This window comes from Methylophaga sp., from assembly GCF_030651745.1.
This window is the reverse complement of record NZ_JAUSCC010000052.1, coordinates 1-16,098: the sequence shown is the minus strand read 5'-3', so window position 1 is coordinate 16,098 and position 16,098 is coordinate 1. Positions and strand designations below refer to the sequence as shown.

Annotated in this window: 16 protein-coding genes and 1 pseudogene; 16 read left to right on the top strand and 1 reads right to left on the bottom strand. The window is 44.2% G+C overall.

The window, feature by feature from the left end:
• Window positions 1-6 precede the first annotated feature (6 nt).
• From Q7V21_RS05845 to Q7V21_RS05770, 16 genes and pseudogenes are all read left to right on the top strand, one after another.
• The gene (locus tag Q7V21_RS05845) at window positions 7-1,023 is read left to right on the top strand and encodes a phosphonate dehydrogenase (protein WP_304916375.1); all 1,017 of its coding nucleotides are present in this window, start codon (window positions 7-9) and stop codon (window positions 1,021-1,023) included.
• The gene (locus Q7V21_RS05840) at window positions 1,011-1,886 is read left to right on the top strand and encodes a LysR family transcriptional regulator (protein ID WP_304916374.1); all 876 of its coding nucleotides are present in this window, start codon (window positions 1,011-1,013) and stop codon (window positions 1,884-1,886) included. Before Q7V21_RS05845 ends, Q7V21_RS05840 begins: the two co-directional genes overlap by 13 nt.
• 114 nt (window positions 1,887-2,000) lie before the next feature.
• Window positions 2,001-2,519, top strand: coding sequence for a PepSY domain-containing protein (locus tag Q7V21_RS05835; RefSeq protein ID WP_304916373.1), 519 nt, complete (start codon window positions 2,001-2,003; stop codon window positions 2,517-2,519).
• A 418-nt stretch (window positions 2,520-2,937) separates the two neighbouring features.
• The gene (locus Q7V21_RS05830) at window positions 2,938-4,461 is read left to right on the top strand and encodes a retention module-containing protein (RefSeq protein WP_304916372.1); all 1,524 of its coding nucleotides are present in this window, start codon (window positions 2,938-2,940) and stop codon (window positions 4,459-4,461) included.
• 171 nt (window positions 4,462-4,632) lie between these two features.
• Complete coding sequence (locus tag Q7V21_RS05825; protein ID WP_304916371.1) at window positions 4,633-6,135, top strand: YifB family Mg chelatase-like AAA ATPase; 1,503 nt, start codon at window positions 4,633-4,635, stop codon at window positions 6,133-6,135.
• A gap of 6 nt (window positions 6,136-6,141) precedes the next feature.
• Window positions 6,142-8,154 carry a DNA helicase Rep gene (rep, locus tag Q7V21_RS05820; RefSeq protein WP_304916370.1) on the top strand — a complete coding sequence of 671 codons (2,013 nt, stop codon included), beginning with the start codon at window positions 6,142-6,144 and terminating at the stop codon, window positions 8,152-8,154.
• A gap of 58 nt (window positions 8,155-8,212) precedes the next feature.
• Complete coding sequence (locus Q7V21_RS05815) at window positions 8,213-9,067, top strand: YcnI family protein (RefSeq protein WP_304916369.1); 855 nt, start codon at window positions 8,213-8,215, stop codon at window positions 9,065-9,067.
• 501 nt (window positions 9,068-9,568) lie between these two features.
• Window positions 9,569-10,258 carry an aquaporin Z gene (gene aqpZ, locus Q7V21_RS05810; RefSeq protein WP_304916368.1) on the top strand — a complete coding sequence of 230 codons (690 nt, stop codon included), beginning with the start codon at window positions 9,569-9,571 and terminating at the stop codon, window positions 10,256-10,258.
• A gap of 537 nt (window positions 10,259-10,795) precedes the next feature.
• Entirely contained in the window at window positions 10,796-11,458 is a 663-nt protein-coding gene (locus Q7V21_RS05805; protein ID WP_304916367.1) for a hypothetical protein, read from the top strand.
• An 89-nt stretch (window positions 11,459-11,547) separates the two neighbouring features.
• Window positions 11,548-12,117, top strand: coding sequence for a hypothetical protein (locus Q7V21_RS05800; RefSeq protein ID WP_304916366.1), 570 nt, complete (start codon window positions 11,548-11,550; stop codon window positions 12,115-12,117).
• Window positions 12,118-12,190: 73 nt separating this feature from the next.
• Window positions 12,191-13,021: a hypothetical protein gene (locus Q7V21_RS05795; protein WP_304916365.1), complete on the top strand. Its 831-nt coding sequence runs from the start codon at window positions 12,191-12,193 to the stop codon at window positions 13,019-13,021.
• Between the two features lie 58 nt (window positions 13,022-13,079).
• Window positions 13,080-13,820 carry a hypothetical protein gene (locus Q7V21_RS05790; RefSeq protein ID WP_304916364.1) on the top strand — a complete coding sequence of 247 codons (741 nt, stop codon included), beginning with the start codon at window positions 13,080-13,082 and terminating at the stop codon, window positions 13,818-13,820.
• Between the two features lie 85 nt (window positions 13,821-13,905).
• A complete protein-coding gene (locus Q7V21_RS05785) occupies window positions 13,906-14,451 on the top strand; it encodes a hypothetical protein (protein ID WP_304916363.1) in 546 nt (181 codons plus the stop codon).
• Between the two features lie 21 nt (window positions 14,452-14,472).
• Entirely contained in the window at window positions 14,473-14,931 is a 459-nt protein-coding gene (locus tag Q7V21_RS05780) for a hypothetical protein (RefSeq protein WP_304916362.1), read from the top strand.
• A gap of 93 nt (window positions 14,932-15,024) precedes the next feature.
• Window positions 15,025-15,768, top strand: coding sequence for a hypothetical protein (locus Q7V21_RS05775; RefSeq protein WP_304916361.1), 744 nt, complete (start codon window positions 15,025-15,027; stop codon window positions 15,766-15,768).
• Between the two features lie 81 nt (window positions 15,769-15,849).
• Window positions 15,850-15,987, top strand: a pseudogene (locus Q7V21_RS05770) (protein NO VEIN domain-containing protein); the annotation flags it as partial.
• On the opposite strand, the gene Q7V21_RS05765 reads toward Q7V21_RS05770, so the two are convergent.
• The coding region (locus Q7V21_RS05765; protein ID WP_228682929.1) for an IS3 family transposase at window positions 15,974-16,098 on the bottom strand (125 nt) is incomplete at its 5' end. The pseudogene Q7V21_RS05770 and the gene Q7V21_RS05765 overlap by 14 nt on opposite strands.

Here is a 16,098-nt window from a genome sequence, read left to right as displayed (position 1 = left end):
ATGACGATGAAACCAAAACTGGTGATTACCCATAAAGTGCATGATGAAGTGCTGGAAATGCTCGCGCCACATTGTGAGTTGATAACCAATCAGACCACTTTTAGCCTGTCGCGCAGCGATACTATTCAGCTGGCCCATGATGCTGATGCATTGATGGTGTTTATGCCGGATCGGGTGGACGCAGACTTCTTAAAAGCCTGTCCGAAGTTGAAAGTGATTGGTGCGGCGTTAAAAGGTTATGACAATTTTGATGTAGATGCCTGCACGGAGCACGATGTCTGGCTGACCTTTGTACCGGATTTGCTGACCGTGCCAACAGCGGAATTGACCATTGGTTTGATGGTTGGATTGATTCGGCATATTCGGGCAGCAGATGAACATGTTCGCAGCGGTTATTTCAAAGGCTGGCGACCACAGTTTTACGGGCTGGGAGTGGAAGGTTCAACAATAGCCATTATCGGCATGGGGGCGATTGGACAGGCCATTGCACAAAGGTTGAACGGCTGGGGTGCAAATCTTATCTATACCGATCAACAAACATTAGCAGCTGAACAGCAAGCAGCTCTTAATATTGAGTTTTTGCCATTGGATGATGCACTTGCCAAGGCAAATATCGTGATAATGGCGCTGCCATTAAATTCGCAGACTCAGCATCTGATGAATCAACAACGTTTGCAGCAGATGCAGACGGGTTCTTTTCTGGTCAATCCATGTCGTGGTTCTGTGGTTGATGAGGCAGCCATCTTGCGATTACTGGATAGTGGTCACTTAGCCGGATATGCCAGTGATGTGTTTGAAATGGAAGATTGGGCGCGTGAAGATAGGCCAAATGAGATCGATGCAAACCTGTTAGCACACGCCAATACCTTGTTTACTGCACATATCGGTTCGGCCGTAAGCGCTGTGCGTTTGGCAATAGAAAAGCGTGCTGCTGAAAATATTCTTCGGGTATTGCAGGGCGAGCAACCATTGGATCCAGCCAATCACATCGTTTCACCAAAGGAAGCATCATGCTCAATCTAGTCTGGCTTAAAAGTTTGATAACGCTGATAGAGCAGCAGAGTTTTCAAGCCGCTGCCAATGCGTTGGGAATCGCACAACCTACCATTACCCAACATATTCAGAAGTTGGAAGAAATGCTCTCAGTCCCATTGATTCAACGTGGTAGAAGTGGTTGTCAGCCAACCGAGTCAGCATTGCTGTTATTGCCTTATGCCGAAAGCATGTTACGACTTCACCAGAGAGCATTAGCTGCCGTGCATAAACCCGGCGTGAAAGTCGGGGCCAGCTCGAATATCGGCATCTATTTATTGCAACCTTATTTGCAAGATTACTATAGCCATCAGTCAGCGGCATCAAAAACTCTGGATTTAGTAATTGAAAATAATCCGACCATTGTCGAGAAACTGGAAAATGCTGAAATTGATATTGCTCTGACAGAGTGGTGGACACCCAAAAACGGCTTTGAATCATTAGTCTGGAAAACCGAATCGTTAGTATTGATTGTTCCAGTTGGACATCCTCTGGCAAAACTCAGCACTATCAGCAGAGCCATGCTGGCAGGTTTGGAATTAATCGGTGGTGAGAGTGGCAGTGGAACCGGACGATTGTTGAAACAATATTTGCAGGGTTTCAAGCAGATGCCAACTGTTACCATGCAGTTGGGCAGTACCGAAGCGGTTAAACAGGCGGTTCGAGCCGGATTGGGCATTTCTTTGGTATTTGCCTCAGCTGTGGTGGATGAAGTGCTGCACGGCAGCCTGGTAGCAATACCGTTAGAAGGTGAGACGCTGAAAAAAAACATCCAATTAGTTTGGCGACAAGACGCACTCATCACAGATAAACGCCCGGACTTTGTCGAGCACCTGCTTCAGTTCAAAAACTAGAACTAGGAATTTTTCCTAGTCTATGGGATCATATGTGGGCGCAAATATTTTTTGCCCTCCATTGCTCTTGTGGGTAGAGAGTGGAATTTTTTTGAATAAAAAATGGAGTTTCAAATGAAAAATCAAACAATCCCTGCAATGACAATTCTGGCGCTAATGACGGCGGGTCTTTTCTCTACAGCTGCTCATGCAGATAAACATTCTGCTTTAGATGTTTGTGTTGCTTCTGCGATGGAAATGCATCCGGGTGAGATTGTTTCACTGCGTGCTGAATTGGAAGATAAAAACCATCAGTTCGAGCTGGACATCAAAGGTGATGATGGCAAAAGCTGGGAAGTAGAGTGTGACTCTAAAACGGGTAAAATTCTTGAAGTTGAGCGTGAAGTAGCTGCTGACGATAAAGAATTTACTTCACAGGCAAAAGTGCGTTTGGATGCGGCGTTAAAAACAGCATTAGACGCTTATCCTGGTGCGGTCATGAAAATCGAATATGAAATCGAAGAAGATGGCAAACCAAGCTATGAGTTTGATATCAAAACCGAAGATGGCCAGCTGTTGGAAGTTGAAGTTGATGCCATTACTGGTGAATTAAAACCAGTTGAAAAAGTGTTGTATCAAATTGGTGGTGAATAAGCCTTAATGGTTTAGTGTTTTAACACCGCAACAAATCAAAAGCCCCGTTAAATTAACGGGGCTTTTTTTTGTCTTTTTTCTAACCAGTTGCATGTTGTCTAGCCACGAGTTCCACGCAGCTGTGACTTGGAGAACGGGATGTTGCCCGGTGGTGCTAAGGCGTATGCGATAGCAACTTTTTGCGCCTGTCCCTATTTCGTTATACCTGATGTAGCCCAAAAAAATAAAAGAGAAGCATCTCCTATAATTCTAAAGCTCAGGATATCGAACTAACTTGTTTATCTAGTCCAGCAGGACTAGTATCAATTATATCTACAAGTCAACAATCTCAACGTTGGCGATCACGGCCATTTCTTTGCTTATGCTTAGACAGCTTTAAACTAAGCATCTCATCTTCATCCTGTTCAGGAGTGTTCAGATGGCAACTTCTATTGGCTTTATCTCTTTTATCACTGGCACGGCCTCTGTCCAGAACACTGACGGTAGTCATCGTTCACTCCAGCATGGCGTGCCAGTTTATCCAGACGATGTTATTCAGTCTGACGCTGAGAGCTCACTAAGCATTCTCTTTCTTGATGGCAGCGTGCTTGATATTGGCCGTAATACCACTATTACATTGAATACCGATGTCTTTAATCCCAATACCGCTTTGGCGGAACCGGAAGTGGATATTAGCGCTTTGCAACAGGCGATATTAGCCGGTGTCGACCCCACGCTTGCAGCAGATCCCGCAGCAGCTGGCGCCGGAGTTGAAGAAAGTGAAGGCAGTCATGAAGCTGTTTATGTCGACTATCTGGCACCCTCAGTTATTCCCGAATCGGGATTTGATACGACAGGTCCTGCAGTACAATCGCCAGAGATCATTGTCGAGAATGCCATTATCAGTAGCACTATGGCAGATCCTGTCATTCCGCCTGTAGATAATGGTGGCGGTACATTACCTGTCGATGATGACAATGGCAGTCCTCCTGATGATCCTGGCAATGACAACCCACCTGATGATCCAGGCAATGGCATCACTCCCATCGACATTGATAGTCAGTTTCCACTGGCGCAGTCAGGACAAGGCTATGCTGCCTGGTTACAAAACGGCAATCTGGCTCAGTTTAATGCCTTAGTGAGCGAACATGCTCTGGGCTATGGTGTTGGCCAGACCGGTAATCAGCCCGGTCGTACTGACGGACTCGATAATAACGAATCCCTGCTGTTTAAATTCATCGAACCAGCCAGCCAACTTACTGTATTGATCAGTGCCAATGAGGGTAATCAAATTGGTGGCACACTGATTATGTATGATGCTGATCGTGTGGAAATCGGACAATTAGCCTTTACTGGAAGCGGCCAGTATCTGCTTATTGATGAAGCCCATGAAATCAGTTACTTGATCGTCAATGGTGACTCACCTGACAATCATGATGGTTTTTATGTCTCCGTCACTGCTCAATCTGGTATTGATGATTTTGAAGACAGCGCGATGCTGGGCAGTTATAGCGATGACATCGTGGTAGAAGATGACGGTAATGATACCGATGCTGACGAAAGCGATAGCATACTGGTGGCAGGCATGAGCACTACTATGGTGGCAGACAGCCATAGTGATACGGTTGAATGGCAGGAGCTGGAAGATGAGCTGAATAATAACTTAAACAGTCAGACTATTACCGGTTTTGATCCTGTCGCCGGCGACTCAGTCAATCTTGCCGATTTAATCACTGTTGGTGCTGGCGATAATATCAGTGACTATCTGAATCTGCAGCAGGTAGGTGAGCATCTGGTACTGTCAGTTACCCCGGAAGTCGGTGGTGATGTTGGTCATATAATTACGTTGGAAAACACCACATTTACTGATCTGGGGCTCAGTAATTTTGATCCGGTGTTGGATCAATCCTTATTGCTGGAAGCTTTAATCGATAATGGTAGTATCGTGGTGGATGCTGACTAGGAGCGGTTTATCTTTTATCACCACCACTGCTGCATAGAATGGGCGGACCCTATCCTTAATTAGGATTTATAGGAAAAACTGATAACCAGTTTTGATTAAGCCAGCATTGGTCTTCATCACATAGCTCTAATCGTCTAGAATCGATACACACTAATTTTCCAGGGAAGGATTATGAGTATTGCCACGGTTTACAGTCGTGCTTTGACGGGTATTTATGCTCAGCCAGTTACCGTTGAAGTACATCTTTCTAATGGTCTGCCGAGTTTGTCGATTGTGGGTATGGCGGAAACGGCGGTTAAGGAAAGCAAGGATCGCGTTCGATCAGCATTGATTAACTCTCAGTTCACTTTTCCCCAGCAACGTATCACCATCAATCTGGCACCTGCGGATTTACCTAAGGAGGGCGGACGTTTTGATTTGCCGATTGCGTTGGGCATTTTGGCCGCTTCCAATCAAATCCCGGTGCAATCGTTAAGTCATATGGAATTTATCGGTGAGTTGGGGCTGACGGGTGAATTACGTGCTGTTCGTGGCGTATTACCGACCGCTTTAGCCGCTGCTGAATCCAACCGACAATTAATGGTGCCATTTGAAAATGCTGAAGAAGCGGCCCTTACCGAGCAGGGGGAAAGTTTTGCTGCTAAGACGTTGCTGGAAGTCTGTGCCCATTTGCATGATCAATTACGCTTACCAAGCAATCTGAATAAACAGCAGAAAATTCAAAATAACTATGCTGATTTAGCCGATGTGCGTGGTCAGGCATCGGCAAGACGGGCTTTGGAGATTGCTGCTGCTGGCTCTCATAGCATTCTTTTTGCTGGACCACCTGGAACCGGTAAAACTATGTTGGCTAGTCGTTTGCCGGGAATTTTACCGCCAATGGATGAACAGGAAGCGATTGAAACGGCAACCATACATTCAATATCTTCGGTAGGGTTTCAGGTGGAAAATTGGATGCAACGACCATTTCGGGCACCACATCACACAGCATCGGCAGTGGCATTAGTAGGTGGTGGTAGTCAGCCTAAACCGGGTGAAATTTCGCTGGCACACCATGGCGTGCTTTTTCTCGACGAATTACCGGAGTTTGATCGAAAAGTTTTAGAAGTTTTACGCGAGCCGATTGAGTCTGGAAAAATAACAATTTCCCGTGCTGCCAATCAGGCGGAATTTCCCTCGAAATTTCAACTGGTTGCAGCGATGAATCCCTGTCCCTGCGGGTATCTGGGGCAGGCAAGATGTCATTGCACAGAAGAGCAAGTCAGGCGCTACCGTGGTAAGATCTCCGGCCCGTTACTGGATCGTATTGATATGTTGATGGAGGTGCCGGCAGTGGATAAAAAACTGTTGCGGCCACAACCAAATGACATTCCGCCGGAGTCCAGTGAAGTGGTTCGTCAGCGGGTAATTCAGGCACGGCAGATTCAGCTGGCTCGTGCCAATAAAGCCAACGCCGCACTGCAACATAAAGAATTAGAGGTTTTTTGCGCCTTGTCAGATCAGGATTTTCAATTAGTAGAAAAAGCCATCAGCCGTTTTGGCTTATCGGCGCGTGCTTATCATCGGATTCTTAAAGTAGCCCGAACCATTGCTGATTTGGCCGGTTCACCCAACATTCAGACGGTTCATTTAACAGAAGCCATCGGCTATCGACGCCTCGACACAGCGAATTAATATTTAGTGAAAGATCTCAATCCGCAACAGCGGGAAGCTGTGCGTTACATCGATGGACCGTTGTTAGTGTTAGCCGGTGCCGGCAGTGGCAAAACGCGGGTTATTACCCGTAAGATTGCCTATCTGATCGAGCAATGCGGCATCAAAGCCAGCAATATTGCCGCTGTGACTTTTACCAACAAAGCCGCTCGTGAGATGAAGGAGCGTGTTGCTGATTTAATGTCTACCCGACAAGCCTCGGCACGTGGTTTGATGGTTTCCACATTCCACACACTTGGGCTGAATATCCTGCGTCGTGATGGCAAATCACTGGGCTATCGGCCCGGCTTTTCTATTTTTGATGCACAGGATTCTTTGGCTGTATTTCGTGACTTAATGGGACGCGATTTTGCTGCTGACAACGATCATGCTCAGGAAGTGCAAAATCTGATTTCAAACTGGAAAAACCAGCTGATCCTGCCAGAACAGGCCGCCCAGATCGCCGATGGTGCTCAGGAGGAATTTGCGGCCAAAGTCTATCCACGTTATGTGCAAGCTTTGCAGGCATACAACGCCGTAGATTTTGATGATCTGATTTTAAAGCCGGTAATTCTGTTTCGTGAACATCGTGATGTGTTGCAGAAGTGGCAAGCAAAAATCCACTATCTGCTGGTGGATGAATATCAGGATACCAACGGCTGCCAGTATGAACTGGTCAAGCAGCTGGTTGGTATCCGTGAAAAACTCACCGTGGTGGGAGACGATGATCAATCAGTCTATTCATGGCGTGGTGCCCGACCCGAAAACCTGGTGCAACTGCAAACCGACTTCCCAAGATTAAATCTGATTAAACTCGAACAGAACTACCGTTCGATGGGCCGTATTCTGCGTGTTGCCAACAAACTAATCAGCCATAACCCGCATGTGTTTGAAAAGAAACTTTGGAGTGCGATGGGTGAGGGTGATGCGATTCGGGTGATCGGTTGCCGTGATGATGAACATGAATCGGAAAAGGTTATTTCCGAACTGCTGTATCACAAGCTCAAACACCAGGCGAGTTTCAAGGACTATGCGATTTTGTATCGCAGCAATCATCAGTCCCGCTCGCTGGAAAAAGTATTACGCGAACATAATGTGCCGTATTTCCTCACTGGCGGTACCTCGTTTTTCTCGCGTGTTGAAGTCAAAGACATCATGGCCTATCTGCGTCTGCTGGCCAATCAGGATGACGACAATGCCTTTTTACGAGTTATCAATACGCCACGTCGAGGCATAGGTTCATCCACGTTACAGGCGCTCGGTGAATACGCTGCCAAACGCAACACCAGCATGTTTGGTGCCTGTTTTGAAATGGGACTGGCCGAAAGTCTGCCACCTAAATCCGTACAAAATCTGGAAATCTTTACCCGTTGGCTGATTGATATTGCCGATCGTGCTGCCCGTGGCAATCTGCTTGATGCCATCAAGGATATGATCGAAGAAATCAATTATCGCGGTTGGCTGGAAGAAGTCAGTGGCGATCCCAATAAAGCCAATCGCCGTATGGAAAACGTTGATGAATTGGTTGGCTGGATCGAGCGAATGATTGATCAGGACACCGAAGAAAAATCGATAGGTGATATTGCTGCCCGTTTAACTTTGATGGATATCATGGATCGTCAAGCCGATGAAAATCAGGCTGATGCGGTGCATTTGATGACATTACATGCCGCTAAAGGGCTGGAATTCCCGCATGTCTTCATTGTCGGAATGGAAGAAGAAATTCTGCCGCATCGGACCAGTATTGAAGAAGACTCCATCGAAGAAGAGCGGCGGCTGGCGTATGTCGGTATCACCCGGGCACAACGTAGCTTGGTAATGACTCTGGCCAACACCCGTAAACGTTACGGTGAAAAAGTGGAATGCGAAGAAAGCCGTTTCCTCCGAGAGTTACCACCAGAAGATTTGATCTGGATGACCGAAAAAACCCAGGTCGATCCAGAAGAACGAAAAGAGCGTGGCAAAGCGCATTTATCCAATATTCGGGATATGCTTAAGTAATATCACTCGAATAAAACGAAACGGGTGTTTACCCTTAATAGAAATCAGGTTGGAAAAAATGATGAAAAATAAACTTTTGTGCTTGGCGATGTTGATTCCCGGTTTGGCAAATGCTCAAGTATTTCTCGAACAAACGCAGGCGGAAAGTGGCAGTTATTACAAAGGCGTATTGACGGTTATCGCCGGTTGCGATGGTTCGGCGACCACCCGTATAACGGTTGATATCCCCGAAGGTCTGCAATTCGTACAGCCCATGCCCAAAGCTGGCTGGCAGCTGGAAGTTGTCAAAAGACAGGTTGAACGTCCCTTTTTTAAGGATGGTGTAGAGATAACCGAAGCAGTGCGGCAAATTACCTGGTCGGGTAGTTCGTTAAGTGATATTCATTTTGATGAATTTATCTTCCGTGGTCGGATTGGCGTCGGTGCAACCAGCGTGCTGTATTTCCCGGTCACGCAGAAATGCGAATCAGGCGAATTGCACTGGGATCAGATTGCCGAAATAGCAGTTGAAACCCGAGGACAAGTGCAAGGCCAATATCGTCAAATGGATTTTGAAGAAGATGAAGAGGAATTTCGCCAAGAACCCGAGCAGAGCGTGAATCAGGCAACTGAACCTTCAGATGATCACAGCCAGCATCAACACCAGCATGGCAAAGCCAAGCAAGAAAGCGAACATTCAGGCGATCATAGCCAACACAAAAACCATCAGCACCAACATGCTCAGGCTAAAGCGGAAACGGATCATTCAGCGCATCAACATCATCATGATCACCAGATGGATATGACCAAGGAAGATGATGAAATGGATCATTCAGCCCACGCTGGTCACGGCGGACATGGACAATCTACCCTGCAATATCCAGCACCGTTTGTGAGCGTGGTGGATGGCACTGGTGATCATCATCACCATTAAAACTATTTAGTTAAATAAACATGGCTCAGTTTTTGTAAAACTGGGCCATTTTTTAGTCCATGATTTGTGAATTAATCTGTTTTTAAAAATTAACCATAGGGCACCGAGAAAACAATTGTCGAGGATTGTGCCTTTCTGGCATCAAGTGAAACCATCATCGCTAGCATCTCAGGCAAACCCGGGGCATTCAAAAAAGGTTTTCTGACATTCCTGAATAGTATTAGAATTTTGTCTTTCACATTTTTGATGGCCGATATGGATATTCAGCTTACCCCCACACCCATATTCCAATTTTGTTCATACAGAAAATTAATCGTCAATCATTCACGATTAATGAATCTCGTCCAAAATCCCCTGAAGAACATATTAAATTTCAGTCACTTAAAGCTGCCCATGCAGAACAGATCTGCTTATGAGCCAGTCACGTGAATGATTATTCTGAGGTTAAAGACCTCATTAACTGCCTGTTAGGAAGCACTTTATTAATAAAAGGAAAGAAACATGAAAAAGTATGCAGCAGAGTTGATTGGTACATTTTGGCTGGTTCTGGGAGGTTGCGGTAGTGCAGTGCTAGCGGCGGCCTTTCCGGAAGTCGGTATAGGTTTAGTGGGTGTGTCGCTTGCCTTTGGTTTAACGGTACTGACAATGGCCTACGCGATCGGACACATTTCAGGTTGTCATTTGAATCCTGCAGTTTCCGTCGGGCTTTGGGCCGGTGGGAGGTTTCCGGCAAAGGAACTACCACCTTATATCGCCGCGCAGGTCTTTGGTGCCATTTTGGCGGGCGGCGTACTTTATCTTATTGCCACGGGCCAAGCGGGTTTTGATGTGGCAAGCGGCTTTGCTTCGAATGGTTACGGTGAGCACTCGCCTGGCGGCTACACATTGCAAGCAGCTTTAATTACCGAAGTTGTTATGACCATGATGTTCGTTGTCATCATACTGGGAGCGACAGATAAGCGAGCACCTGCTGGCTTTGCTCCCATTGCTATTGGCTTGGGTCTAACGTTGATCCATCTAATTAGTATTCCGGTGACGAACACTTCGGTCAATCCAGCTCGAAGCACAGGTGTGGCAGTCTTCGTCGGTGATTGGGCGACTGCTCAGCTCTGGCTTTTCTGGGTTGCACCCCTTATCGGCGGTCTTCTGGGCGCGGTCATTTACCGCTTCATTGGAAAGTCTGAAGACTGAGTTGTAAATGTTAGTCCCTTAATTATTCAGCTAACTAAAAATGGCTCAGTTTTGAACTAAAACTGGGCCATTTTTTTGTCTGGGATTTGAGAGCTGATCGGTTTTTAAAAATTAACCACAGAGGCACAGAGATCACAGAGAAAATCTTTGGATTGTCATTACAGATTTAACCTCAGCCAATGAAATCATCTGCAGTAAATTTATATCTCCGGCTAACCATTAATATTTCAAATAAATCAAAGGTTTGTTTTAATTTCTAAAACCGTATAAATTGTGAGCCATCTCTCATTTTGAGGCCGGTATGGATATTCAGCTCGCATCAACTCAATTCCAAGCCTGTTCGGGCAGAAAACTAATAATTAATCATTCACGATTAATTCATACAGCAAAATCCTACCTGAAAAAAATCAAATATTTCAATGTGTTATTTGGCGCGAATTTAGTGCACTACATTTATGATCCATTCACGTTAATAATTATTATGAGGTCGCAGACCTCATTAACAGACTGTTATGCCTTATAAAATGGAAGCTGCCGATGGAAATTGACGAAAGAGTGAGAAGCAAGTTCGGTGTCCTAATACGGTCAGGTGATCAGCTAAAACATGGAAACGAGCACGGCCAAGTGCGTAATAAGGCGCATCTGCAAGATTGTGTTGCGTGGCTAGCTTCAACTCACAATATCGTACATTTGGTTGTAAACAACCCCAGCAATCCATATAGGATGTCCGTGGATAAAATATGTGGTTTAGATCGCGGATACTGTACACAAGAGTCGGTAGGTGAAGTTACAGTAATTCTTAAGGCGCTATTGGAAGACATTGATTTGGGCTTGTTAGCCTCTATAGAAAATCAAACTAGAGCGGCTGTTTTTGACGACTTCTTGGACCACGCAAAGGAATATGCAAGAGAGAAGCGTAAGAATGAGGCTGGTGTAATTGCCGGTGTTGTTTTTGAGGACTCATTGCGGAGCATTTGTCGAAACGCGGGTGTTACTGAGAAAGGCAAGAAATTAGATACGTTAATCGACGATCTTGTTAAGTCCGGAACTCTAACCCAAGTGAAGGCAAAACGCGCTAAGGTTGCAGCACACGTACGCACGAAGGCAACACATGCACAATGGGGCGAGTTCGAGTTGGGTGATGTCGATACGACGATCGTGTTTACTGAGGAATTGATTCTCAATCATTTGGAGCGCTAAGGCATAACAATTTGCTGCACGCGGAAAAATTACTCGCTGCGCTCGAAATTTTCCAGTGAGCAAGGCGTTAGCCCTATGGATGAAACCGAATGGGAATAGAACATTACAAACTACCTGATCATCTGAACTATTTTCTCTGCATAGAAGAAGATATCTCGCGGCTGTCCAGGTGGATTGAAATTACGGAAGCTAACTACGAGTGTTATTCCATAGAGTTGGCTAGGATTTTGATGGCTGCTTCAGCAGAGGTTGATGTACTGGCTAGACATATCTGTGAAGAGATAGCTCCTTCCGCAGCTGCAAGCGGCATTAATGCGTATCGAAGCATAATTGTGCCAAGATATCCTCGCATAGTTAATGCAAGATTAACGATTCCAAGGTTTGGTATAGAGCTTAGGCCTTGGAGTAACTGGGAAGAAGAAAATAATCCACCATTATGGTGGCAGAGCAATAATAAGGTAAAGCACCATCGAACTACCCATTTTAATCGGGCGACATTAAAGAATGCTTTAAACTCTAGTGCTGCATTGCTCATACTTATACTTCTATATCATGGGCCGAAAGAGAATTCATTTTATCCAGGACCAAAGTTATTTCATCCGCATACTTTTGGTTACATGGACGGCGATGGAATCGTATATTGTGAAAATCTTGGTTAACAAAAAAAAGCACTTGACCCAAAAAATCTACGCTTTTTCGGACAAGTGTTACAGGCGTTACTAGGGAAGCAGCATGTCAATTTGTGCCTACTGTGATAATGAATGTTCGCCTTCGCGTGAGCATATTATTCCTAGTTTCTTATACAGCTACCAAAGGACTAGTGGTGGTAACATCGGGTGGAATGAAAGCGCCAAAAAAATAGTAGGTGGTGAGGCTAAAATAAGAGATGTTTGTAGGCAATGCAACAATGGGATTTTGAGCGAGCTTGATGGCTACGGAAAGAATTTTCTTACTGATGCTGGAGTCTTTGTCGATAATTTTCTTCTGAAAAATAAAGTTGTCCAGTATGATCATTGCTTGCTTTTGCGGTGGCTAATGAAGCTCTCTTTCAATTCTGCAAGGGCGGCAAAAAATCAAGCGCATATATTGGAATGTTACAGAGGGTTTATATTGGGTGGTGAGGGCGACCGGGGAGCCCCGAAAAATATTTTCCTGCTAGCTGGCTTAGTTAAGCCGGAGAAGCTCTCTAATGAGGAGGCGGTGAAATTTTCGAGCCAATTGCCAATTTCGGACCAAGGCTACTCAAACCCATTTTTCGTGAGGTTATCTTGGGTGCCGGGCATCTCAGGTAGCCATATTGTAAGATCCATAGTCATTGGAGCATTGGTTTTCCATTTAGTTATTTTCAACAGTGAAGTGAAGCCTGGCTTTAGGCGTTCCCAACTGAGACGCTGGCTGAAAGAAAACAAAGGGATGCAGCTTGTTGATCCATCCAAGTGGGCGATTAACTTGAAGCAAACTAGTAGAAGTTTCGTTGACCTTCAGGGCATGCAGCTTACTCGGAAAGAGCACTATGAAGCTGCAAACAATTTACTAACAAATGCAGGCAAGGGACGCTCCTGACGTCGCGCCCCTGCTGCAAACGTTAGAAGAATGAGTTCCCCATGCTCAAGGAGCTGACTTGAAAATATTCAATAACATTCATTTAAACACTCTCTATTTGTGGGTGGCTTTGATTGCTATAGCTTTCATTAAAATGAATATTTACACTCTAACGATTCTTTTGGTATATACAGGCTATCTACCACATATAAATGCATTATTCTGGTTGTCTTTATCTGATACAGGAAAACAGATAAGGGAGCACTTAAAATTCTGGCATTGGACTGTTGTTATTTCGTACATTGTATTTGTTTACTCTCTATATGCTCAATCGTGGGCTACAGCATTGTTAAATTCCACCTTTCCGGTAGATCCTTCTAAATTTGGTATTACAGGCGCGTTTCTAACTGTCTTAGTTGCTCCAGTAAGTCTTCTTTACTATCCCGACTATTTGGCCGGTATTCATACGGCAACTATAGTAATTTCAATGTTTATAATACCTTTTTTGGGTATTGCACTTTTAGTAGGTTTTTCAATTAAGAAAACGCTGAAGATTATTGCAGGAATCTTTGCTCTAACTTTCTTAATGTCTTTCTTTGTGACATTAATGCTTAATTTTACAATGCACATAAAAGATATAACTCGAACATTTGCTCTCAACACAGACTTTAATTCTTCCCATCTTTGTGGAGACGAATGGGCTAATGAATCAAAATCCGTAATTTTTCTAGGCGGCAATAAAGTATTAGCATACTTTGACGGTCGTGAATCAGGGAAGCAATTTGAAGTAGTAGAGTGTGATCACGCAAAAATCTTCTAACAAGCGCATGTTGCCGGACTGGGTTTCCGCTGCGCTCCAAACCAGCCGAAAATGCAGGCGTTAGCCAACACAATAAGGAAGCATCTTGAAGTTTGATTTTTCAGCTCAGTTTCTTCGTATTAATCCGCCAGACACAAGCTTCGGTGATGCATGGGAATCACTTTGTTTTACTTTGTTGGATGCGGAACTTAACGACTCTTCTTTGATTCGGCTTCGGCCACCCGATAAAGGGGTCGACATACTTCATAGAAATGCACAAAGAGCATTTCAGTGTAAGAGTAATGAACAAGGCGCGTTCGGGTCTCTAAATTCAACTGAAAGTATAAAATCTCTAAACTCCGCCTTTTCAGAGAAAGAAAAACTCTCATGGGAAGCTTTTGCGTTTGCCACAAACGCTAATTACACTGGCACTGCATTCACGTCGATTATAGGTACTGCTAAAGAGCTAGGGTTAAATGAAAAACAAATAGAATTTTTAGGTCCAGAGTATTGGGATAAGCTTTGCATTCGCCACGCAAATTTAATCTATGATCGTTTTGACTATAGAGTGCCTGTGGCGAAAGAACGCGTAATTCAAGCATTTGAAAACCAAAGCTACTTTCCCCATTACGTCTCGCAATATGCATCATAAGTTAAGTGTTCTAGTCTGATCATGCGTATCTCTAATAATCGAACACCTGCGATACTAGAAGTACCTTTTTCTCCAGATCTTACGGTTAAGCACCTTGTCGATGTTGTTAAAGATTTACTTGGAGTTTCACTTGAATGGACTAATTATCAAGATTTAGGCACGTCTGCTGGGCCTTCGATATCGCTGACACTAGATAAGAAAAAACAATCGTTTAATAAAAAGATCGGCGAACTGAATCTAGGCCAGGAAGACAAATTAGAATTTTGGATCACTATTGTATGGCGCGACGAAGAAAAGGAAGATGCAGCAGAATCAAAGATGTACACGAAGCGCTTCAATCTCGAATTTCTAAGCGAGTTTAAAACAACAAGCCGAGGTTCTATTTCACATGGTGAGAGAAAAGAGAAAACCATTTCACGTTCTGAAGAGATTATTGAAAACATGCTGTGGAATGGTGTGAAGCAACTTAAAATTGGCTAACAATCGCATAAAATCGGATTTCAAAAAGTGGCGCTTCGCTCTGCTTTTTTTGCGCGCGGTTATGCGCAACCATAAGCCCTTCTAGGAAGTTTAGTGCAAATATTCAGAGAATTTGACAGAAAATTGCTAAAGAATAATTCTCAGCTTGCCCTGAATAAATACGGGCAGAATTTAATGTTTCCGCACTCCAAAGAGTGCACTACACGTCGAGACTATGTTAAGCATCGGCTGGGAGCCACGTTTCAGCAGATGTCTATTCTTAAGCAATTTATCGATGTGCATGTAAAGAAATACGAAGTGAATAGTGGAGACACTGGTGACCAACTGGATCTCACTTTCAATGCAATAAATCAGCTGAGCTATTGTTTTGATAATATCTTGTTCAATCTTGGATCACTGTCGGATTACTTCGGAAACTACCTAGGTTTATATTTGTACGGGCCTAAGTGCCAGACCTTGAAATGGAATGGCTTTGTTAAAAAAACTAAAGAGGTTTATTCAGAGCACGACTTTGGAACTCTTGTAGCCAGAGAACATCATGAGTGGTTCAACAGATTACATGAGTTTCGTGGAGATATTATTCATAGAAAAGCTATCTTGATCGAAGTCACTGGATTTGAAAATAAGAGATTCATGCCTCACACCGTAGAACGGCTAAAATTTGAGATAAACGATTCGCTAAAAAAGTACTTTCACCTTTTCAGGAACGACGAAAATAAAGAGCTGTACTATTGCACTGAAAAAATAAGCAGTCGCACTATCAGCGGGCTTTCTGAAATCCTAGACGCTTCCGAGAAGATTAGTTTTGATAATTCTTTTAAGCGTTTCCGAAAGTAGTTGGATACCACTGGCTCAGTGGTAAACGTTAACGCAAATTGAGGTTTTACACTGCCCTAAACTAATGCAAAGACAACAAAATACGGTAAGAACACCCCGTTCTTTGTTACCCCAAACAAATTGCGGTTTTTGCAGCAAAATTCCTCTCGATATTTTCTTTATCGAATCTTCAATTTTCGGGATACTCCATGGGTTTCCCACAAATTCACGGACACATAGTTAAGCCCGTATAGCCTTTTTCAAATTCTACCGGACTAATTCCGCCTAATGTCGAATGACGACGTTTCGGGTTATAAAAACGTTCAATGTAATCGAATACATCCGCCCGAA